This is a genomic window from Chryseobacterium joostei (assembly GCF_003815775.1).
Classification (GTDB): Bacteria; Bacteroidota; Bacteroidia; order Flavobacteriales; family Weeksellaceae; genus Chryseobacterium; species Chryseobacterium joostei.
In genome coordinates this window covers 314,895-335,555 of the sequence record NZ_CP033926.1, presented here as the reverse complement: position 1 = coordinate 335,555, position 20,661 = coordinate 314,895, and the positions used below count along the sequence as shown (strand labels likewise).

Sequence of the window (20,661 nt, the reverse complement as noted above, 5' to 3'; positions counted from 1 at the left end):
CCGCCTTCGTGATGAAGACGGTTTTATTTTTTCAGCGTATTGCTTTATTATTTCTTGAAAACTACAGGAAGAATCTCATTGCTTCTCAACCCGTATTTTTTTATTTCTTCTTCTGAAAATTTCTGTGAGTAGAAATTAGGTTCTGTTTCAAAACCGGCTTTTCTTAAACGGTCGAAATAATCCATTCCGTACCAACGAACATGATCGTATTGGCCGAAATGCTTTTGACGTTCCTTTGGGTCTTTTATGGTAAAATCTTCATAGGTTTTCTCCAATGAATTTCTCATCGGAACCTGAAGAATTCCCCATCCTCCGGGTTTCATTACTCTGTATAGTTCACTGATTGCCTTTGCATCATCTTCAATATGTTCCAGAACGTGGTTGCAGAAAACAATATCAAAGCTTTCATTTTCGAAAGGAAGATCCAAAATATCAGCTTTCACATCTACAATTGGAGAATATAAATCAGCAGAAATATAGTTCAGGTTGCTCATTCTCTTGAATTTCCTTAAAAATTCCTGTTCGGGAGCAATATGCAGAACTTTATAGCTTTTAATAAAGAAATCGGTTTCATTTTGAAGATACAGCCACATCTGACGGTGTCTTTCCAGACTTAAGGTTCCGGGAGAAAGGGCATTTTCCCTTTGCTTTCCGTATCCGTAAGGCAGAAATTTCCGGTATGATCTTCCATCAATAGGATCATAGAATGTATCTCCTTTAAAAAACTGATAAATAAGCGGTCTTGCCCAGATGCTCATTTTAATCAGCATCGGACGTGGAATTTTATTCAGTAAAAGCTTAGTTATCTTCTTCATTAAAAATCCAGTTGGAAAGGCTTTTCTTCGTCACTTACAATCCCTAAAGCTTCGTATACATAGTCAAATGTTGAAAGCAATACCGGCTTACCGTTGATTACTGCTACGTCATGTTCAAAGTGAGCAGACGGCAGATCATCCAAAGTAGTTACTGTCCAGCCATCACTATGGAATTTCACCTTTTCAGTTCCAAGGTTAATCATAGGCTCGATGGCAATTGCCAAACCGTCCTTGATAACTTTTCCGCTTCCTTGTTTACCGTAATTAGGTACTTGTGGATCTTCATGCATTTTTCTTCCTAAACCATGTCCTACAAGCTCTCTTACTACTCCATATCCTTCCTTTTCACAATGTGCCTGGATAGCATGGGAAATATCCCCGATTCTCTTTCCTCTGATACATTGCTCAATCCCTTTGTAAAGAGATTCTTTAGCAACCTGTAATAATTTTTTCACCTCTGGTTTTACTTCACCAATCTCGAAGGTATAAGCGTGATCTCCTACAAAACCGTTAAGAATAACGCCACAGTCTACAGAAAGAACATCTCCTTCTTTTACAACCTCATTGTTTGGGAAACCATGAACTACCTGCTCATTTGGAGAAATACACAGGGAGTTTGGAAAACCTCCATATCCTAAGAAAGCAGGTTCAGCACCATGATCTTTGATAAAATCATGAGCAAGTTTATCCAAATATAATGTGGTAATTCCCGGTTTTATTTCCTTTGCCAACATTCCCAATGTTTTAGAAACCAATCGGGCACTCTCCTTCATCAGACGTAGTTCGTCTATTGTTTTTAATTGAATCATTGTATTAATTTACCAATGTATTAATATATCAGTGTAACAATATTGATTGATGAATTGGTACACTGTTAGATTGTTATATTTTTCTTACCAGAAAAGACCTTTTTTCTTTTCTTTTTTAAGTTTTGAATAGGCAAGAACTTCTTTTCCTTCTACACGGAATTCTATTCTTTCCTGAATGATATTATAGATTTCACCCCATCCCGGGAATCCACCAATGTTTCTATCATCGATGAACCAGTCTGCATCCAATTTTCTGGATTGATTGGCAGGATCAAAAACTTCTCCTTCGAAACTTGAGTTTACCGCATAAAATTCTATCCCATTCTTTTTGCAGAATTCTACTGCTTCATCTAGCGTTTTTCCGTGTCTGTATGTCCAAAGAATAAGTCTGAAGCCTTCTGCCTGAAGCCTTTTTAATGTTTCAAAGGCGAAAATTTTCGGTTTACCAATTGCCGGATAAGCATCATCCACAACGGTTCCGTCAAAGTCAACAGCAATCTTTTTATTATTTAACATTTTGTTCTTTTTTAGCTTTGCAAAGATAAGAAATAAAAAAGAGTGCCAAAAAGAAAGGCACTCAATAGTTTTATAATTTAAATAATAATATGGTTCTACTAGCTCTTTACCCAGTTAAACTGGAACTGAAGATCAGGTGTTGAAACTCTGTCTGTGATCTTCTGTAGTCTTGCAGGAAGCTTCATCAGGTATTCCTGAGCTTTTTCTGCTTTTTCTGTAAGGCCTTTTACGTGTTCAATCTTCCATTCATCAAGAAGATCTTTCATAATATTAATATAATCATGACCGGTGTATACCATACATCTTTGTGCAGCATCTGAGAAATGCCCCCACAGTTCTCCAGCTTTCTGTCCTGATTGTCTCATCAGGTGAGCCGGCATTACAATCTTCTTACGCATCATGTCTTCAAACGCAAGAATCATTTCTGATGGGTCTATTTCAAGGATTTTAGCTACGAAATGCTTGTAAGCTTTAGCGTGTCTTGCTTCATCAGCTGCAATCACTCCGCACATTTTAGCTAATTTTCCGTTTCCGGACTGTTTAGCCAATGTTCCTACTCTTCTGTGAGAGATATTGGTTGCTGTTTCCTGGAAACTTGTATAAATGAAGTTTCTGTACGGATCCATACTTGTACCCAGGTCGAAGCCATCATTAATAAGATATTGAGTAGTGATCTCAACTTCTCTCATGTTCACTCTTCCACACAGATATAGATACTTGTTTAATAAGTCTCCATGTCTGTTTTCTTCAGCTGTCCAGGCTCTCACCCAGTTTGCCCAGCCTACTTTTTGTTCCTGATTTACTCCATCCACTCCCATTAGCCAAGACTCATAAGATGGTAGGGCTTCTTCAGTAATACAGTCGCCGATTAATGTTACAAACAAATCATACGGCATCTCACGGGCAAAAGTCTGAATCTCTTCTAAATCGTGTTTAAAATCATCGCTTGAAGGATCTGGCAGGTAATCAGAAGGCTGCCATATCTTTTCAATTGGCGTTAAAAATTTATCAAGAAAAGAACCTACTTCCTTTTCCAATATTCCCATTACTTCTTTCCTAACAAGCTTTTGATACATTTTACTATTCAGTTTTTAATTAACAAAGATATGATTTATTTATTATTTAACGCATAATAAAGTATGCAAGTCATACCTTATCTGACATAAATCATGAAAAAATGCCGATATATGATTATAACGGCATTTTTTTAACATTATTATTGAATTTTAGCTAACTAAAATATCTCCAGTCATGGCATTTGGTATTTCTACTCCCATTACCTTTAGGATTGTAGGTGCTACATCACCCAGTTTTCCTGGCTTTAAGCTCCATGTTTTGTCTTTATCCATTACAATAAAAGGGACCAGATTGGTTGAATGCTGTGTATTAGGAGTTCCGTCCGGATTTAGCATGACATCGGAATTTCCGTGGTCGGCCAAAATGAATACCGCATATCCGTTTTCATAGGCGGCAGTTGCTACTTTTTCGATGCATTGATCTACAGTTTCTGCTGCTTTTACCGCTGCTTCAAAAACACCTGTATGGCCTACCATATCTGTATTGGCAAAGTTCAGGCAGACAAAATCAGCTGTACCTTGCTCCAATTCTGGTACAATGGCATTTGTGATATCATATGCTGACATTTCCGGTTTTAAATCGTAGGTAGGAACATCCTTAGGGCTTGGACATAATAGTCTTTTTTCTCCTTTGAATTCTTCCTCTCTTCCTCCTGAAAAGAAGAAAGTAACATGTGGATATTTCTCTGTTTCAGCAATTCTGATCTGAGTTCTGTTGTTTTTCTCAAGAACTTCACCCATAGTCTCCTCTAAAACATTTTCGTCGAAAACAACCTGAACATTTTGGTAGGTCTTATCATAGTTAGTCAACGTAACATAATAAAGGTTTAATTTCTTCATAGAATATTCCGGAAAATCCTTTTGAGAAAGAACTTCTGTAATTTCTCTACCTCTGTCTGTACGGAAGTTGAAGCTTATTACCACATCATTGTCTATGATTTTTGCTACCGGAACAACATTTCCTGTTTCAGTGGTATTAACCAGGATAATTGGTTTAAGAAACTCGTCGGTTACATTATTTTCGTAAGAATCCTTAATCGCAGCTAACGCGTCTGTTGTTTCAAATCCTACTCCCTCCACAAGGGCGTCATAGGCTAATTTCACACGCTCCCATCTTTTATCTCTGTCCATTGCGAAGTATCTTCCTACCACAGTTGCCAGTTTTCCTGTGGTGGCCTCCATATGGTTTTGAAGTTCTTCAATGAATCCTAATCCTGAATGCGGATCACAGTCTCTTCCGTCTGTAAATGCATGTACAAAGACATTGTCATTCAAGCCGAATTCCTTTGCAGCAGTTAATAATCCTTTTAGGTGATTGATATGTGAGTGTACTCCTCCATTGGATACCAATCCGATGAAATGTACTTTTTTATTTTCTTTTTTAGCGTATTCAAAAGCATCCTGAATGACTTTCTCCTGACCAAGGGTTCCGTTTTCAACGGCCATGTTCAGTTTTACCAGATTTTGATAAACTACCCTTCCGGCTCCAAGGTTCATGTGTCCTACTTCAGAATTCCCCATTTGTCCTGCAGGAAGTCCAACAGCCAAACCACTTGCTTCAAGTGTGGTGTGTGGAAATTTTTTGTAACAGCTGTCTATGAATGGTGTGTTTGCTTTGTCTATGGCAGAAACGTCCGGGTTTGTTCCCAATCCCCATCCGTCAAGAATTGCTAATATTGCTTTTTTTGACATTTTGTAAAACTTTAGTATACAAATTTACCTAATTTCCGATGAATAGAAGAATTTGAAATCCTTAATTTCATCTACACCTCATAATCAACATCATAAACCTCTTATAAAATAGAATTCTATAAAATATTTGATTGTATGATCTTATATATTAAGTGGCTCTGATGATGAAACTCTATAGAGTAAACTTATCATTTATGTTTTCTTTAGTATGACGTTACAAAAAATCTGCATCATTTGCACAGTCTGCGAGAGGATTTAATGTATTTTCTCGCAGATTAAACAGATTGAGCAGATCTTATATCATCACTTATGAATATTCTTTAAAAAAGTCATCAAATTTCATATTATTCTTCTTTGTATACTCTCTGATATACTGATCCAAAAAGCCACTTTCCTTTAGGAACATCAAAGGATCGGTGATATTTAGAATATCATGGATTGCTTTGTGCTTATCGGTCTGTTTATTGAAATAGGCTTCTGTAATCTTATACCCCATCCAATATCCAAGGTCATTGGGACGATCATCTTTTTTACTTGTTCCATAAAGCCAGTCTGTAGAATCTGCCGTTTTTAGTGCGGTCACAAATTCTCTATATAATTTATCTGAATGAGCCTCACCGTACTGATAATAATGTGTACTGGTATTAATCGTTTCTCCGGAGATCAGTTCACTGATAAAATCTGCGCTTCCTTCCTTTATAGCATATTTAATTAAGATATCCTTTCCTTTATTATCTTGTTGATAATGGATCAATTCATGGGCAATAAGGGATACAATACCATCCAGATTGTTCAGTTTTTCTGTTCCGATGATAATTCCGTCCTTAGAAACGGTTCCTCCTGAATTGAATCTTCCATATACAAAATATACGGGTGGAAATTTAGCTTCAGGGTACCAATACTTCAATGCCGTATAAATAGCTCTGACTCTTTTTTCTTTTTGATTGATTCCGGCCAGAACATTACGACTCTTAAGATAGTCTTCTTTCCTCTTTTTTACCATTGTATACAATGAATCGGCATTGATAATCCTGTTGTTCGTAAAGCCTTTTACTCCGGCAGAACCATCCTTCATATAATCTACAAAAGGATTTTGCTTTGAGGTTTCCATTTTATCGAATGCCTTCCAGAAGTTATTGGCATCCTTTGTTTCAAAAACAGCGTTTAAAGGATCACTGGAAAAACCTGTTTGGGCGTTGGTTATCCCAAAAGTCAGAAGCAAAACAGCAAGAGCATGATTGATTTTCATATGAGTTTTTAAGGTTATAATAAGCCCAAAAATATAAAAAACTTCAACATCTTTTCCTAAAAAGGATTTACAAACCTCATCTTTGAAAAAACCTCTAAATTTCATAAAGATTTCCCTCTATAAATTCGTAAAATCTTTTTAATTTTGTCTTATGGATTTACGTGACCAACTGAAGAATCTTTTTCCTGCACACGAAGAGCAGGATTTTGAAATGCCCGAGGAAGAATTCAAGCAAAAGGATGCCTTGGTATGCAAGTTTGAGAAAAAAGGCAGAAATGGAAAGCCTGTAACCATTATTGAAGGATGGGAAGGCAGTGAGGATGAGCTTAAAAAGATCTCTAAGAAAATAAAAACCACCTTAGGAATAGGCGGTTCTGAGAAAGATGGAACGATTATCATTCAAGGGGACAACCGTGATAAAATAATGACTATCCTTAAAGATATGGGCTATAAAACCAAACGTGTTGGCGGATAGGTTTAGAAATAAACCTGGGTTTCCGGCAGTAAGGTTTTAAGTTTTTCAATTTTAGATTTTTCCATAGGATTTCCTGTAAGAATCAAGGTTTTTAATTTTTTAAGCTGACTGATTTCTACAGGAATTTCTTTTATATTATTATTGGCTAAATTCATACTCACCATCTTCTTTAGTCCTTTTATTCGGGATGAAATTTCTGTGATATTATTACCACTTACATTCAAAAATTCAAGTTCCTGAGCTTTAAAAAGGTTTTCCGGAAGTTTAACTATTGCATTTTGCTGCAGTTCAAGATATTTTAGATTTTTAGGAAAAGAAAGATTTCCCATATCATTAATCTGATTATCCGCAAGATTTAGGAATTTCAGGTTTTTGATGTGATCAAGTCTATCGGCAATAAAACTGATCTGGTTTCCCTGAAGATTGATTTCTTCCAAGGCAGGGATTTCCATAAGGGCTTCGGGAAAAACATTCAGGTTATTGGCATCAAAATGAACAACTTTTAGCTTCTGAAGTTTTGCAATATTGGGATTAATGCTGGTTAAGCTATTCAGGTTCATTGAGAATGTGGTCAATTTCCCAAGTTGGCTTATTTCATCAGGAATGTACTTAATGCTGTTTTCATTCACATTTAAAATCTCAAGCTCTTTTAATGCAAATAGTTCCTGATCCATTTTTTCCAGTTTATTGGCCATGATATTTAAAAAGAAAATAGAATCCAGTTTTACAAGCTGAGGCGGAAGATTGAACAATCCTTTTTCTCTAAAGCTCATACTGTAAACTGTTTTTTCACTTTTCAGGGCATCATCAATATTGGTGAATGTAGGATACTTAACAGGATCAATCTGAGCATGAACCTGAGAAAGTGACAAGATGGAAATAAGTAGGAATAGCTTTTTCATAAACAGAAAATGTCTGCCGACAATAAAAGGTATCGGCAGACAGGAATTATTAATAATTTACTTCTTTAAAAGTTTCACCGTTTTTTGGAAACCTCCTTCTGCTTCAATATTTAAAATTAAAACACGAGAACTTTCCAGCTGCTGTGTAAAATCAAGGTCTAATCCCTTGTTTGTTCCGTTGAATTTCTTCGTATAAACAATTTTACCATCCATACTGTAAGCGGTTACTGAAATATCTTTCAGACCTTTTGGTGAATTGATTTTTACAATACCTGAAGTAGGGTTTGGTGCTACGGTTACTGTATTTTCAGTGTTTTTGGTTTCGATGGTTCCTAAACCTCCTTCGATTCCTAAGTTTTCTTTAAGTGCAATAACAATGGTTGCAGACTTTCCTCTATAATCAATCGCATTTCCTGTTGCATCAACGTCTGTAGAGATTGTAGAATCCGGATGCTGGATTGAGAAGAATCCGAATTTATGATCTGGCGTAAAAGTTAATCCAGTAGGTTCAGATCCTGCCGGCATAGAAGCAAATAGTCTTACTTTTGGATTGGCCTGAGTATGATCTGGAGCAATTACCCAGATGTAGTTTTTACCTCCATCCTGAAGTACCCAAAGGTTTCCTAGTTCATCAAAGGTAAGGTTGTCATTTCCATCTCCCCAAGCTTCAGACTTCGTTCCCTGAGCTGTATTGAATGAATATACTGTAGATCCACCACCTACAAATGTTTCTACTTGTGAAGCCGTTGTTCCGTTATCCTGTAAACGATATACTCTATCTAATCCTTTTGCTGTAAAATAGATTCTGCCATCTAACGGGCTGATGTCTACGTCTTCTACTCCATTAAATTTAGTACCTCCCAAAGAAAAGGCAAGGTTTGCTGTATTGTTTTGGTCTGCCTGCTCTTTATTCGGAACCGGAATCCATGTTGCTGTGGTACCTACCGGATCCCCTGCTGTAGTTAACCCTTGATCTAATTTCAATACATAAAGGTTTCCTGAAGAAAGGTTATTCGGGGTATCCATTACATATTTATACACCATGTGAGTTCCACCATCTTCACCGTAGTATGCTATAGTTCCGGCATTGTTAATCACCACGTTTTCATGGTTCATGATTCCCATCTGCCAAAGTTTTCCTTTGGAACCGTTTGCATTTTTAGAAATAACCTGTGCTGTTGCAGGGTCAATTTCTACAAGCCATCCATAATCCTTGTAACCGTCTCCGTTGGTATCATTAGATGTAACAGATTCTTCTGCTGTAATTACAGTTCCCCAAGGAGTAATTCCTCCAGAACAGTTTCTGATAGTCTGCACCAAGCTAGGATCTGAAAAACTTACCGCTCTTGATTTTGTTAGCTGCCAAAGTTTTGTAGCTGCATTATAGTTAACCTCAGCCATAGTAACACCACCCGGATTTGTTTCATGGTTTACAGAAAGGAATCCGTTTGTACTGCTTCCTGATCTGGCAACATAAGCTGTAAAGTCATTTTGTCCTCCTACTAATCCACCCCCTTCAGTATAGCTATCCCCTTCTTTTAAAATAAGTTGGTACTTGTGTTCTGCAGGAATGATAAGTTTATTGGTTTGTGCTGTGGGAACAATAGATGTAAAACAGCTGATATGAGAACCATTGCATACAACAGGTGTTGTTGTATTGGTTGTGGTTTTCAGGTAAGCATCAATTCTAAGGTCAGAACTTGTAACACTTCTGTTATGTAATTCAATAGAGATTCTGTTGACTCCGTTTACAAATTTTGATTTTGGAATAGAGAAGATATTATAAACACTCTCTGCAGCCCCATCAATTATTGTACTGGAGAAAGTGTTGAAAGTAATGGTACCTGCAGGCATATTATCTCTTACCACTTCTTCTCCGTTAAGATAAACTACAATACCATCATCTCTCATTACACCAAGCTCCACATTATCTGAAAGCGTTGCCAGATCTACCGTAATATCTTTAGCAAAATAAGCTGTAGTAAGGCTTGAAGCAATGGTAGTAGTTACAGGATCTCCGTATCCTAAAGGTCCGTTTCCAACCGCCCAGGTTGAAATATCATACGTTTTAGACTTCCAGTCATCGGGTTGTGCCTGGTTGTTGTCTTTATAGCTCCAAGATGCATTCTTATTAAAGATAAAAGTCTGTGCCTGAATGGTAGTACCAGCAAGTAAAGCCAACATCCCAATTGTTAGTAGTTTTTTCTTCATTTTAATTTTGATTTATTAGACCTTGCAAAACTATTTTTAAAAGGCTTTCTTTCTGTTAATAGGACTTTAAATATAATTGGGAGAATATTAATTAATTCGAAACCCAATGTTAAGGGGATTAATTTTCTGTTAATTTGAGTTGAGAATGATGCATAAAAAGAGGTCTGATATTTTATGGATATAAGAATACTTTCTTCTAACACCATAAAATAACAGACCTCCTGTTTAATAATTTTTTTCTTACTTTGCTTTACTCACATCTGTAAGCGAATTCAAAAAGGCAATAATCTGATTGATTTCCGTTTGGGTAAGATTCAATTTATCCGGAGCAAGTGTCTGGTTTTTCATCTTTAATCCCAATCCTTCTCCGCCTCCTTCATTATAAAAATCAAGAACTTCCTCCAAAGTATTGAAAGCTCCGTTATGAAAGTATGGTTTTGTAAGGGCAATATTTCTCACTGTAACCGTTTTGAAAGAATAATCATAAATCCAAGACTTTTCCTTTTTCACAGGGCTATTTCCTCTCCCAAGATCCTGATCAAGCTCAATAGGAAGCTGCTTAATTGGTTTTGCAGTCACCCCCAGTACTTCAGATTCATTTTCATTAAAGAATGGAGGAACCAACCCTGAAAAATGAGGGGCAAAATGACAGGTTGCACAACTCGCTTTCCCCATAAACAGATTGAATCCTTTTTTCACATCATCTGAAACATCCTTTTCATTCCTCATAAAACGATCAAAATCACTATTAAAAGAATACAAGGAAGCCACATAAGAGCTTAAGGCCTTTGAAAAATTCTCCTTATTGATCTTTCCATCCTTAAAGGCAGTACGAAATGCTTTCTTATATTCTGGTTTTGTTTTCAGCTTCTGAATGATGCTTTCATAACTTGTATTGAATTCGTCTTCATTATAAATCACGTGTTCTGCCTGTTGTTCAAGGTAAAAAGCGCGAAGATCATAGAAGAATCTCTTGGCAAAAACAGCATTATATAACGAGGGTGAATTTCTCAGCACTGTTTTTCCCTCCACATTGCTTGGCGACTTAGCTTTAAGGTCTGTAAAGGCATTTTCCGGAAGATGACATGTGGCACAACTCATTTTTCCGTTACCACTTAAATTCCCGTCATAGAAAATTGATTTTCCAAGGTTACGAAGGTCCGGATTATCTTCTGATGATTTCAATAAAGTATAAAAATAAGGATCTAAAAAATCACTACTGAAAAGGTTTTTATTATTGACATTCCAACCGGAGAATTCTTTCAGGTCATCAGGTCTTCCATCCCATTTCCCCAATTCTTCGTACAAAGGCTGAATATATTTTTTATAAAATTCAATTCTGTCAAAGGTTTCAAAATCCTTATTTTTTGAAAGGTAGCCTACAGCTTCCGTTAGTTTCTGATCAGCCTTTTCAGTATTATAATTTTTAAAATAGGGATCATCATTGATATATTTTTGAATTCCCAAAAGCGCATGGCTGGCTTCTTCTGAAATATTAAGGGAACCCGGTGTATCAAAACCTGTTACCCCCAGGCTATAAATTCTGATAAGTTCTATACGCAAGGGTAATGTTTTATTATTCCCTTTACTCAATCCATTTTTTATGGTACTCAGATAAAAGCCGGAATAGCTGTTGTATAAAAAGTCTGTGATTGTTTTAATTTTTTCCTTTTCGTCTCCGGCTTCCTCCGAAAATATCAATTCATCCAAAACCTGTAACCCTTCCGGGGGAAGTGTATAGGCCGATGTACCTGCAGCTTCAATGTGGAATAAAGGTGCTGCATTCACATGCGTCTTTGTAAATTCAGGGTAATGGTAGGCAATATAGAATTCTATTTCCTTAAATGAGTTCCTTGTACTGCTTAGGGATTTTTGTAATTCTTCAAGGGAAATACGGTCTTCTGAGAATTGATGAACATCAGATTTCAATTGTTCAAGTTTACCCTTAAAATCGGATAAGCCTTTATTCACAAAGGTATTCTCACTTTTTTCTCCTTTATAAACCGGATTAAAGGACATTACTGCAAACCCTATAAAAAGGATAATTACAAGCAGTGGATAAGATCTCATTAATTTTTAGCGGCAAAGCTATTCATTACATGTTATCTCAGTTTTAATAGCAGATTAAATAATGTTTATATTTCTGATACAATATTTTTTACTAATTTTAAACCCCGAAATCAAATTCATTATTCTTAAGGAAGCCGGTTTATTCTTAAATACCGTCAAAATAATGGGGAGAGGTTATTGGGAGAGGATATTTTAATTAAATTCAAAACATCAAAACTAATATAGGAGTATGAAAACAAAACTATTGTTTGCTATTACATATGGCTGCTCCTTATAAAGAAGCAATTTTCATTAATTAAAAACAAAAAAATATAAATTATGCTAAACAAACTTGCTGCTTCAGAACTTGTTCTGAATGAAGACGGAAGTGTATACCACTTGAATCTTTTACCTGAAGATATTGCGGATAAAATCATCCTTGTGGGTGATCCGGACAGAGTGGCAAAGGTTTCAAAATACTTTGATACTGTAGAGATCAAAAAAAATAAAAGAGAATTCTATACGCACACAGGAACACTTCGTGGCGAAAGAATTACGGTAATGTCTACAGGTATCGGAACTGAAAACATCGATATCGTAATGAACGAGCTTGATGCCCTTGTAAACATCGATCTTCAAAACAAGGAGTTTAAAACTGAACACAAAGCCCTTGAATTATTCCGTATGGGAACATGTGGCAGTGTGAATCCTGATGTACAGGTTGACAATATGCTTGTTACTCAAAACGTAGTAGGTTTAGACGGATTGATGCACTTCTATCAGGATTACAACTTCGAGAATGAGTTTTCTAAGAACTTTTTAGAGAAATTCCCTTACGAAAGAATCAAGCCAATGCTTTATTTCTCAGACTGGGCAGAAGAAATGGGTGAATACTACAAGGATGCCAAATACCACGGAAATACAGCTACATTCCCAGGATTCTATGCTCCACAGGGAAGACAGCTTCGTCTAAAGGCAGTGGATGATAAATTCCTTGAAACGTTAAATGATCTTGGAATTACCAACTTTGAAATGGAAACTTCTGCTATCTATGCCCTTTCAAAATTATTAGGTCACAAAGCGATTACCGTAAACAACGTAATTGCCAACAGAAGACGTGGAGAATTCTCTGCAGATCACCACGCTTCTGAAAAGAACCTAATCACTTGGGTACTTGACAGAATTATTAAATAGATATTGGATTCATTTCCCTATTAAAATACAAGCCTTCGAATTAATTTCCGAAGGCTTTTTTATAGGCTTGGGCTAAAGCCCATTTCTATTGAAGATTTTTCTCTCTTGGATTATTCAGTTTTCTATTTATGAAATTCACGAGGATCAGGATATTGAAAAACATAATCCAGTTCTGAAATTAATTTAGAAGACAGGATTATTTTTCCTTTCAATTCCGGAGTTTTTTCTACTGTATCCTGAATGTTATTCTGAGCATTAATCACTTCCGATTTTCTAGGATGAATCGGGGCTGCTACATTATACAATCTAGCTTCTGAACCTGTTTCCATCATCTTAAGGAGAATTCCGATAATATCAGCATAATGAATGTGATTCACGGCAAAATCCGGATTGCTCACCTTATAATTTTTCAAAAGCCTGTTGTCTCCCATCAATCCACTTAATCTTAAAATATTGGTCTGTGGATACTTATTTCTAATCATCCTTTCCCCGGAAACCTTTTCCCAATGCAGATCTTCTTCAGTAAACTCTTGTGATAAATCCGGATAAACACCGGTGGAACTCATTAAAAAGACTTGACCTTTATAGTCTCCGATAAAGGAAGACAAGTTCTGAATTCTATTATATAAAGAGCTTACACAACAGCTTTTTTCTGAAATAGGAATTGTAATGATTATAGCATCCAGCTTTTTTATCTCATCCCATTGTGGAATTGGATCCTTCAATTGATAATCTGCAAAGCTTGCCACTACGGCATTAAATCCTTGTGCATTCAGTTGATCAGCCTTTTCCTGTGTGGTTACGGTAGAATAAATTGTATACTGGTCTGACATGGAAGCAGCAATTCTGGCTCCCAGCCAGCCGTACCCTATGATTCCTATTTTCTTCATATTATAGAGGTAGATTGTGTTGATAATATTTCGTCCAGAACAGACTTTAATTGTTTCTTCTTTTCTTCATCAAGATGAAAACATTTTTGAACAGCCTCCGGAATATGCTTGGCCTTATCTTTAAGACGTTTTCCTTTATCTGTAAGGTCAATAAGCACTACTCTTTCATCATCCATACTTCGTGTTCTGCTTAGAAGACCGTTCTTTTCCATGCGCTTCAGCAAAGGAGTAAGTGTTCCGTTATCCAGATGAAGATGATCTCCTATCTTACCTATATTCATTCTTCCGTTTTCCCACAATACCAGCATAACCAAATATTGAGGATATGTTAATGAGATTTCGTCCAGGTAAGGTTTATATAGGCCGGTCATATACCTTGAAACGGCATAGGTTTTAAAGCATAAGTGATCCGAAAACATAATCATAAGCTATTTTTTAATCTTACAAAAATACTTAATTTATTTTGCGCACAATATTTTTGTTTAAAATATTATATTTCAACTGAAAAATTGGTCAGGATGGGAATTATATTATAAAAAATATCACTACACTTTAGGGTATATTTAAATCATTGTTGCATTTTTTTCACCCAAGTCAGTTTTATGATTTACCTTTTTTATTAATTTAGCAAAAAACTAACATCCCTAAAACTAACTATTACACATGAAAAGTACAAAGCTATCTGACTTATCCATTGATGAGTTAACCCAAGAAGAAAAAAAACGCTGTGCCATCTATATTTCCTTTTCTATTCTTCTGGGGATAATGGTGGGTGCAGCCATCTACACTACTACAAAGAAAGGTTTCGGTGCCATTACTACACTCCCGCTGGTCTTCATCCCATTATATCTGATAATAAGGAATAGCTGGCAAAGCGTACGTAAAGAAATTCTGTCGAGAAAGGCTAACTAAAAAGCTCTTACAACATGTACGATAAATGTTTAAACTGCAGCCAGCCTGTCTCTACAAATTTTTGTAGTAATTGCGGCCAAAAATCCAGTACTCACAGGTATTCCTTAAGGCATTTTATAGAGCATGATCTTATCCATGGGGTATGGCATGTGGATAAAGGTATTTTGTTTACTGTAAAAGAGTTATTCACAAGGCCCGGAAACAGTGTGCGTGAGTATATTTTAGGAAAAAGGGCTAATTACTTTAACTTCATTACTCTATTGCTATTAACAGCTACTGTATCAGCGGTACTTTCACATTATTCCACCATAGAGTACAGCTCATTGGTTTCTGAAGAGGGGAAAGCCTCTGTGAATTCTTTTGAAAATCTGGTAACCTCCTATCTTAAGTTTTTTCTTTTACTTTCCATACCTTTCAATTCTTTTTTCAGCTATATATGGTTTAGAAAGGCTGAATTTAACTATTCTGAACACCTTGTACTCAACTCCTATAAAACGGCTGCTGAAATGATTGCCTCCATAGTACTTACTGTCATTGCATTATTTTTCAATAGTACCCCTATTGTTGTCAGTATTTATTTTACAGCATTCTGTATATTTAGTCTTGGATATGGAATATGGTTTTATTCTCAGTTTTTCTCTCAATCTGGATATTCCAGAGGATCTTTAATTTTCAGAAGTCTTATGATCCCTGTTTCATTTATGCTCTTCCAGTGCATCGTGGGACTTATTTGGGGCTTTTTGGCATTAATGTTAAAATAATACACTTTTAAAAAAGACAAATCTTATAATTTTTTTTTTCTGAATTTCATATAAAAAAGGCTTCCAAAAACGGAAGCCTTAACACCATATCAACTATAATAAAACTTATTATTATCCATTAAAATTCATTAATCATCACATAAAAATGGCCAGAGTATAAGCTGTTCGCACTTCCCGAAATATTGGTAAGATTAACAGTAATACCAGAAGTTGAAGTCATTCTTGGATTAGATATTGAAAATGTTGAGTTACCAGCAAAATCTCCGGCTGGGGAAACCACAACAACTGCTCTTGTAGAACCCGGTTGAAATCCTGCAGGAACAGCAATGTCCAATGTTGCAGATTTTCCGGGAGGCAAATTATTAATGGATACACTCGGCCATACTTCAAAAGTAATCTGATTTTTCTGTATACTTCCTTTCTCTCCCAATTTATACTGTCCGTTTACATCCAGTTTTGCAGAAGTATTTGGAGCCTCAGTTCCAATCCCTACGTTAGCAATATTATTCCCCAAAACAATGGCATTAGCCTGTGAAGTGGTTGCTCCATATCCTATTGCAGTAGAATATTGTCCCAAGGCATTAGCCCCGGAACCTACAGCAGTAGAGTTTTCTTTATTGGTGACAGCGTTATATCCTAAAGCCGTTTCACTATTTGTATTTGTCTTTGCATTATACCCCAGTGCTATAGATTGAAATCCTCCTGCTGAAGCATTGTTTCCAATTGCAGTAGATTCATTTTTGCTGGTCTGGGCATTGTATCCAATTGCTGTGGACTTAAAAGCGCCTGCTGTTGATTTATTACCTATTGCAAGGGCCTCATTGGCAGAAACTGCAGCAGCACTTCCTATGGATATCCCCTGAAATGCAGAACTTGAACTTCCAATGGCAATTCCATTCTGACCGGCATTAGCACCTAACCCAAAACTTACCGAGTTATCAACCCCCAATCTTCCAGCTGTTGCGGAATTCACCTTAAAAATAAGGTCATCCATAGTATTTGTACCCAGGGAAAGCGTTGTATTTGAGCCACTATAGTTACCACTGTTGGTACCCATTGTATTCCAGCCTGCTCCATTATCATTGGTATTAATATTTTTCCCTGTATTGCTAGACAATTTATTCCATTTAGATTCAAACCAATAGTAGAAACCGGCATCCTGTAAACTTCCGCTCCCATTGTTCCAAACAATAAGCCCATCTGCAGGAGATGGCACTGTAACATTATCTGTTGTTGAGTTTAAGGCAATGCTTGGAAGAAGTACCCCCTTATCTTTTGAGTTTACGTGAAGCATAGCAGAACGATCTGGACTAGGCAAACCAATCCCAACCTGAGCATACGCAAAAAGAGTAAACATTAAAAAGAGAAGATTAAGTAATAATTTATATTTTCTTTGCATCACCCATGTTTTTCGGAGTGCAAATATACGAATTTTCAATAAATTAGCAATTATTTTATCAAATTCACAATTAAAAACACACAACAGTGATTAAAACAATAATTACTCACCATACATTGAATATTATTTAATTTCAGCAAGTTACACAATCCTTTATCCATTAGCATTTAAAGAAAAATTCCATTTAACAGCAGAAATATGCAATTGTATAATCATCAAAAAACATCACCATAAATTGAATAAAAAGCATCATTTATTTTCTTATAAAACAACTTTCAATATGATCATTGATCATACCAGTGGCCTGCATATGGGCATAAATAACCGTGGAACCAACAAACTTAAATCCTCTTTTCTTCAAATCCTTGGAAATAGCATCGGAAATTTCTGTGGTTGCCGGTACTTCAGATAAAGACTTCGGCTTGTTATCAACAGGTTTTCCGTCTATAAACCCCCAGATATATTGAGAAAAACTACCAAATTCCGCTTGCACTTCCATAAATTTCTGTGCATTGGTGACTGCAGCAAGTATTTTAAGCCTGTTTCTAATAATACCTGCATTGTTCATCAACTCTTCTATTTTTACGTCAGAATAAACAGCCATTTTTCTATAATCAAAATAATCGAACGCCTTTCTAAAGTTTTCTCTTTTGGAAAGAATGGTATACCAGCTCAATCCGGCCTGAAAGCTTTCAAGAATAAGGAACTCAAATATCGTTTCATCATCATATACAGGTCTTCCCCACTCTTCATCATGGTACTTTCTGTACAAGTCATCTTTTTCACACCATCCACAACGTATTTTTTCCATAATTATCATATTTTGTAAGATAAAGATAGGGTGGATTTAGAAAAGGATAACAAAAGATTATGAAAAGTTTAACAAAGCAATTAAATTTTAGGAATGGTTATTGTTAATTCAATGATACCAAACAAAATTTATAATATTATGAACAATTCAGATTATAACAAAGCGGAAAATGCAGTAAATAATGTAGAAAATTCTTTACAGGATGCAGCGGACAAAACCAAATGGAAAATCAATGAATTGGCAGATAAAGCCAAGGATTACCTTAATGAAAAACGAAATAATGATGAAGAGGCAAGTCAGGAGGATTGGCTAGACAGGGTAAAAGCTAATGTATCGGATGCCTGGGAAGACATTAAGGATAAAGCAGATGAGGCTTGGGAAAAAACCAAGGATGCAGCAGAAGATGTAAAGGCAGAATGGAACAAGAAAACCAATTAAAATTTCAGTCATATAAATATTTTCAAGAAAATGGAGTCTTATAATTGATAAGGCTCCATTTTTATTATGTCATAACCACAATTATTGCTACATTTGTATTTCAATAAACATTAAAAAATTATGTCATACGGTTTACTTAAAGGCAAGAAGGGAATTATTTTTGGAGCCCTTAACGAACATTCTATCGCATGGAAGGTTGCTGAAAGATGTCATGAGGAAGGCGCAGAGTTTATCCTATCTAATGCTCCTATTGCAATGAGAATGGGAGAATTAAATGCTTTAGCTGAAAAGACAGGATCTGAGGTAATAGCTGCTGATGCAACTTCTATGGAAGATCTTGAGAAACTTTTTGATGCTGCTGTTGCAAAATTTGGTAAAATAGACTTTATTTTACACTCTATAGGAATGTCCGTCAATGTAAGAAAAGGAAAACACTATACAGATATGAACTACGACTGGTTAGAAAAAGGCTGGGATATTTCTTCTGTATCTTTCCACAAAGTAATGCGTCTGGCGTGGGAAAAAGACTGTATGAATGAATGGGGAAGCATCCTTGCTCTTACTTATATTGCAGCTCAGAGAACTTTCCCTGACTACAATGATATGTCTGACAACAAAGCATATCTTGAAAGCATTGCAAGAACTTTCGGATACTATTGGGGAGAAAGAAAAGTACGTGTAAACACTATTTCCCAGTCTCCTACTCCTACTACAGCAGGAAGCGGTGTAAAAGGTTTCGGAGGATTCCTTGGTTATGCTGAAGAGATGTCTCCACTAGGAAATGCTACAGCTCTGGACTGTGCTAACTACTGTGTAAGCATGTTCTCTGATCTTACCAAAATGGTAACTATGCAGAATTTATTCCACGATGGTGGTTTCAGTAATTCTGGAGTTACTCAGAAAGTAATCAACAGATATGATGTGGAATAATTAATTTCAAATCATTCGTTATAAAATTGAATCGGCGGCCTCAAAGAGGCCGCCGATTCTGTTTAAAATAATATTAATATGATGTTATAAAATTACGGTTTGTATAGAATGAGCAGGTGCATTCAGCTTTGCAGCCATTCCTTCGATCCAAAGATTCGTTTCAATATCATTATCTGAATCGTTCATAATGACCGTAACCAATTGCCCGTTTTCATTCATGAAGGCAGAAGAGGTAAGGGCTGCCCTGTTGGAAGAGCTTCCTATTCTTTGTGCATTAGGTTTGATATATTTTGAAACATGTCCGATGTAATAGTATTCATAGGTATAGAATACCTCCCCTGTTTTGGTATCAGCAATGATTGGTGCAAAACAGAAGTTTCCTTTATGATTGGGACCTCCGGTTTCATCCAACAAAATGTTCCAGTCTGTCCATAGGGCATTTCCTTTATTGAAATCGTTCAGCATATTCTTGCTATACAATTCTCCTAGGCTTACATCATAGATTTTATCCATTTTGAATTGCTCTTTACAACCCTCAGTAAATGCCAGGAATTTATCAGGAAAGGCTCTGTGCGTTTCTGCAAGGTTATCAAAAAGCTGGGTTTTGTTATTCCATGTTTCATACCAGTGATAACCGATTCCGTGGGCATATTTTGAAGTTTCAGGATCGCTGAGCGTTGTTGTTGCTCTTTGGTAAATCAGGTCTCTGTTGTGATCCCAGATCATCACTTTTTTATCTTTGTAACCATTTTTCCAAAGGGTTGGGCCAAGATTATTCTTTAAAAACTCTCCCTCTTCTTCAGCGGTGTAGATACAAGATTCCCAGGATTGTGTGGCCATAGGCTCATTCTGAACGGTTAATCCCCAAACATTAATTCCTCTTTTTTCATATTCTTTGATGAATTTAATGTAATAATCTGCCCAAGTCTGATAATATTCATTTTCCAGTCTTCCACCCTTATATAAACTTTTATTAGATTTCATCCAGGCTGGTGGGCTCCACGGTGAGAAATAGAAAGTAAAATTATTCCCAATAGCCTTTTGAGCCTCCTTAATCATAGGGATCTTGTACTTTTCGTCGTGGGCAAGATTGAAGGTTTTCAGGGCCGTATCATTATCTTCCACATAAGTATAAGAATCACTGGAGAAATCACAGGAATTCATATTGGTACGAACAACGGTATATCCCAAACCATTTTTTCCAAAGTAGGCATCCAGAATTTCTTTTTGCTTATTCTTTGGCATTTTGTAGAATGTTTCTGCCGATGCATCTGTAATAGCCCCACCAATTCCTATCAGCTTTTGATATTTAAAATCAGGAGCTACAAAAATACAGGCTTCTGTTTCCTTTGGCTGTCCAAATTTCTCAAATTTAACTGGACCTTTATCTGCCATTTTTTCATTAACCTTAGAATTGGTAAGAATTACCTTAGCTGTTTTTCCTTCATGTTTTTTCCAATAATTCTGGGCATTCACATTCACGGCAATACCTACTACAAAACAACTTACGATTAGTTTTCTCATGATTTTAA

At 36.2% G+C, this 20,661-nt stretch carries 20 protein-coding genes; 6 read left to right on the top strand and 14 right to left on the bottom strand.

From position 1 onward, the window contains the following. Positions 1-47 precede the first annotated feature (47 nt). From EG359_RS01555 to EG359_RS01530, 6 genes are all read right to left on the bottom strand, one after another. Positions 48-815 (bottom strand): class I SAM-dependent methyltransferase, encoded by a 768-nt coding sequence (locus EG359_RS01555; protein WP_076355669.1) that lies wholly within the window; start codon positions 813-815, stop codon positions 48-50. After that, a complete protein-coding gene (map, locus tag EG359_RS01550; RefSeq protein ID WP_076355671.1) occupies positions 815-1,624 on the bottom strand; it encodes a type I methionyl aminopeptidase in 810 nt (269 codons plus the stop codon). The genes EG359_RS01555 and map overlap by 1 nt, the downstream gene beginning before the upstream one ends. Positions 1,625-1,708: 84 nt before the next feature. Then, positions 1,709-2,140 (bottom strand): BT0820 family HAD-type phosphatase, encoded by a 432-nt coding sequence (locus EG359_RS01545; protein ID WP_076355673.1) that lies wholly within the window; start codon positions 2,138-2,140, stop codon positions 1,709-1,711. Positions 2,141-2,238: 98 nt separating this feature from the next. Continuing rightward, on the bottom strand, positions 2,239-3,216 hold the full coding sequence (locus EG359_RS01540; RefSeq protein WP_076355675.1) for an acyl-ACP desaturase: 978 nt from the start codon (positions 3,214-3,216) through the stop codon (positions 2,239-2,241). Positions 3,217-3,366: 150 nt separating this feature from the next. Next, positions 3,367-4,908 carry a 2,3-bisphosphoglycerate-independent phosphoglycerate mutase gene (gene gpmI / locus EG359_RS01535; protein ID WP_076355677.1) on the bottom strand — a complete coding sequence of 514 codons (1,542 nt, stop codon included), beginning with the start codon at positions 4,906-4,908 and terminating at the stop codon, positions 3,367-3,369. Positions 4,909-5,215: 307 nt separating this feature from the next. Beyond that, the gene (locus tag EG359_RS01530; RefSeq protein ID WP_076356034.1) at positions 5,216-6,157 is read right to left on the bottom strand and encodes a DUF2268 domain-containing putative Zn-dependent protease; all 942 of its coding nucleotides are present in this window, start codon (positions 6,155-6,157) and stop codon (positions 5,216-5,218) included. A gap of 151 nt (positions 6,158-6,308) precedes the next feature. Between EG359_RS01530 and EG359_RS01525 the strand changes: the two genes are divergently transcribed. Next, the gene (locus tag EG359_RS01525; RefSeq protein ID WP_076355679.1) at positions 6,309-6,632 is read left to right on the top strand and encodes a translation initiation factor; all 324 of its coding nucleotides are present in this window, start codon (positions 6,309-6,311) and stop codon (positions 6,630-6,632) included. Between the two features lie 2 nt (positions 6,633-6,634). Here the strand turns inward: EG359_RS01525 and EG359_RS01520 are convergent, their stop codons facing one another. The 3 genes from EG359_RS01520 to EG359_RS01510 all read right to left on the bottom strand — a co-directional run bounded on the left by EG359_RS01520 (position 6,635) and on the right by EG359_RS01510 (position 11,815). Then, positions 6,635-7,534 (bottom strand): leucine-rich repeat domain-containing protein, encoded by a 900-nt coding sequence (locus EG359_RS01520; RefSeq protein ID WP_076355681.1) that lies wholly within the window; start codon positions 7,532-7,534, stop codon positions 6,635-6,637. A gap of 57 nt (positions 7,535-7,591) precedes the next feature. Further along, positions 7,592-9,745 carry an alkaline phosphatase PhoX gene (locus tag EG359_RS01515; protein ID WP_076355683.1) on the bottom strand — a complete coding sequence of 718 codons (2,154 nt, stop codon included), beginning with the start codon at positions 9,743-9,745 and terminating at the stop codon, positions 7,592-7,594. Positions 9,746-9,985: 240 nt separating this feature from the next. Next, positions 9,986-11,815, bottom strand: a complete 1,830-nt coding sequence (locus EG359_RS01510; RefSeq protein WP_076355685.1) for a cytochrome-c peroxidase — start codon at positions 11,813-11,815, stop codon at positions 9,986-9,988. Between the two features lie 318 nt (positions 11,816-12,133). On the opposite strand from EG359_RS01510, the gene EG359_RS01505 reads away from it, so the two are divergent. Continuing rightward, positions 12,134-12,988, top strand: a complete 855-nt coding sequence (locus EG359_RS01505) for a nucleoside phosphorylase (RefSeq protein WP_076355687.1) — start codon at positions 12,134-12,136, stop codon at positions 12,986-12,988. Positions 12,989-13,110: 122 nt separating this feature from the next. On the opposite strand, the gene EG359_RS01500 is transcribed toward EG359_RS01505, so the two are convergent. Both EG359_RS01500 and EG359_RS01495 read right to left on the bottom strand, forming a co-directional pair. Next, complete coding sequence (locus EG359_RS01500; protein ID WP_076355689.1) at positions 13,111-13,878, bottom strand: Rossmann-fold NAD(P)-binding domain-containing protein; 768 nt, start codon at positions 13,876-13,878, stop codon at positions 13,111-13,113. Beyond that, positions 13,875-14,303 (bottom strand): MarR family winged helix-turn-helix transcriptional regulator, encoded by a 429-nt coding sequence (locus EG359_RS01495; protein ID WP_076355693.1) that lies wholly within the window; start codon positions 14,301-14,303, stop codon positions 13,875-13,877. The genes EG359_RS01500 and EG359_RS01495 overlap by 4 nt, the downstream gene beginning before the upstream one ends. Before the next feature lie 238 nt (positions 14,304-14,541). Here EG359_RS01495 and EG359_RS01490 point away from each other — a divergent pair, with 238 nt between their 5' ends. Then, on the top strand, positions 14,542-14,790 hold the full coding sequence (locus EG359_RS01490; RefSeq protein WP_076355695.1) for a hypothetical protein: 249 nt from the start codon (positions 14,542-14,544) through the stop codon (positions 14,788-14,790). 14 nt (positions 14,791-14,804) lie between these two features. After that, positions 14,805-15,551 (top strand): DUF3667 domain-containing protein, encoded by a 747-nt coding sequence (locus tag EG359_RS01485; RefSeq protein WP_076355697.1) that lies wholly within the window; start codon positions 14,805-14,807, stop codon positions 15,549-15,551. A 118-nt stretch (positions 15,552-15,669) separates the two neighbouring features. Here the strand turns inward: EG359_RS01485 and EG359_RS01480 are convergent, their stop codons facing one another. Together EG359_RS01480 and EG359_RS01475 are read right to left on the bottom strand one after the other, a co-directional pair. Continuing rightward, positions 15,670-16,950, bottom strand: coding sequence for a hypothetical protein (locus tag EG359_RS01480; RefSeq protein ID WP_076355699.1), 1,281 nt, complete (start codon positions 16,948-16,950; stop codon positions 15,670-15,672). Between the two features lie 253 nt (positions 16,951-17,203). Further along, the gene (locus EG359_RS01475) at positions 17,204-17,761 is read right to left on the bottom strand and encodes a DNA-3-methyladenine glycosylase I (RefSeq protein ID WP_076356036.1); all 558 of its coding nucleotides are present in this window, start codon (positions 17,759-17,761) and stop codon (positions 17,204-17,206) included. A gap of 138 nt (positions 17,762-17,899) precedes the next feature. On the opposite strand from EG359_RS01475, the gene EG359_RS01470 reads away from it, so the two are divergent. Both EG359_RS01470 and EG359_RS01465 read left to right on the top strand, forming a co-directional pair. Then, positions 17,900-18,199 (top strand): hypothetical protein, encoded by a 300-nt coding sequence (locus tag EG359_RS01470; RefSeq protein ID WP_076356038.1) that lies wholly within the window; start codon positions 17,900-17,902, stop codon positions 18,197-18,199. Positions 18,200-18,319: 120 nt separating this feature from the next. Then, positions 18,320-19,129: an enoyl-ACP reductase FabI gene (locus EG359_RS01465; RefSeq protein WP_076355701.1), complete on the top strand. Its 810-nt coding sequence runs from the start codon at positions 18,320-18,322 to the stop codon at positions 19,127-19,129. Positions 19,130-19,213: 84 nt separating this feature from the next. Here EG359_RS01465 and EG359_RS01460 read toward each other — a convergent pair whose 3' ends face one another. Continuing rightward, a complete protein-coding gene (locus EG359_RS01460) occupies positions 19,214-20,653 on the bottom strand; it encodes a glycoside hydrolase family 30 protein (RefSeq protein ID WP_076355703.1) in 1,440 nt (479 codons plus the stop codon). Positions 20,654-20,661: the final 8 nt, after the last annotated feature.

Coding starts and splice junctions, on each gene's coding strand:
- EG359_RS01475 (WP_076356036.1), bottom strand. CDS start 17,761: ATGGAAAAAATACGTTGTGGATGGTGTGAAAAAGATGACTTGTACAGA.
- EG359_RS01465 (WP_076355701.1), top strand. CDS start 18,320: ATGTCATACGGTTTACTTAAAGGCAAGAAGGGAATTATTTTTGGAGCC.
- EG359_RS01480 (WP_076355699.1), bottom strand. CDS start 16,950: ATGCAAAGAAAATATAAATTATTACTTAATCTTCTCTTTTTAATGTTT.
- gpmI (WP_076355677.1), bottom strand. CDS start 4,908: ATGTCAAAAAAAGCAATATTAGCAATTCTTGACGGATGGGGATTGGGA.
- EG359_RS01555 (WP_076355669.1), bottom strand. CDS start 815: ATGAAGAAGATAACTAAGCTTTTACTGAATAAAATTCCACGTCCGATG.
- EG359_RS01525 (WP_076355679.1), top strand. CDS start 6,309: ATGGATTTACGTGACCAACTGAAGAATCTTTTTCCTGCACACGAAGAG.
- EG359_RS01540 (WP_076355675.1), bottom strand. CDS start 3,216: ATGTATCAAAAGCTTGTTAGGAAAGAAGTAATGGGAATATTGGAAAAG.
- EG359_RS01520 (WP_076355681.1), bottom strand. CDS start 7,534: ATGAAAAAGCTATTCCTACTTATTTCCATCTTGTCACTTTCTCAGGTT.
- EG359_RS01490 (WP_076355695.1), top strand. CDS start 14,542: ATGAAAAGTACAAAGCTATCTGACTTATCCATTGATGAGTTAACCCAA.
- EG359_RS01495 (WP_076355693.1), bottom strand. CDS start 14,303: ATGATTATGTTTTCGGATCACTTATGCTTTAAAACCTATGCCGTTTCA.
- EG359_RS01505 (WP_076355687.1), top strand. CDS start 12,134: ATGCTAAACAAACTTGCTGCTTCAGAACTTGTTCTGAATGAAGACGGA.
- EG359_RS01460 (WP_076355703.1), bottom strand. CDS start 20,653: ATGAGAAAACTAATCGTAAGTTGTTTTGTAGTAGGTATTGCCGTGAAT.
- EG359_RS01500 (WP_076355689.1), bottom strand. CDS start 13,878: ATGAAGAAAATAGGAATCATAGGGTACGGCTGGCTGGGAGCCAGAATT.
- EG359_RS01530 (WP_076356034.1), bottom strand. CDS start 6,157: ATGAAAATCAATCATGCTCTTGCTGTTTTGCTTCTGACTTTTGGGATA.
- EG359_RS01470 (WP_076356038.1), top strand. CDS start 17,900: ATGAACAATTCAGATTATAACAAAGCGGAAAATGCAGTAAATAATGTA.
- EG359_RS01510 (WP_076355685.1), bottom strand. CDS start 11,815: ATGAGATCTTATCCACTGCTTGTAATTATCCTTTTTATAGGGTTTGCA.
- EG359_RS01545 (WP_076355673.1), bottom strand. CDS start 2,140: ATGTTAAATAATAAAAAGATTGCTGTTGACTTTGACGGAACCGTTGTG.
- map (WP_076355671.1), bottom strand. CDS start 1,624: ATGATTCAATTAAAAACAATAGACGAACTACGTCTGATGAAGGAGAGT.
- EG359_RS01485 (WP_076355697.1), top strand. CDS start 14,805: ATGTACGATAAATGTTTAAACTGCAGCCAGCCTGTCTCTACAAATTTT.
- EG359_RS01515 (WP_076355683.1), bottom strand. CDS start 9,745: ATGAAGAAAAAACTACTAACAATTGGGATGTTGGCTTTACTTGCTGGT.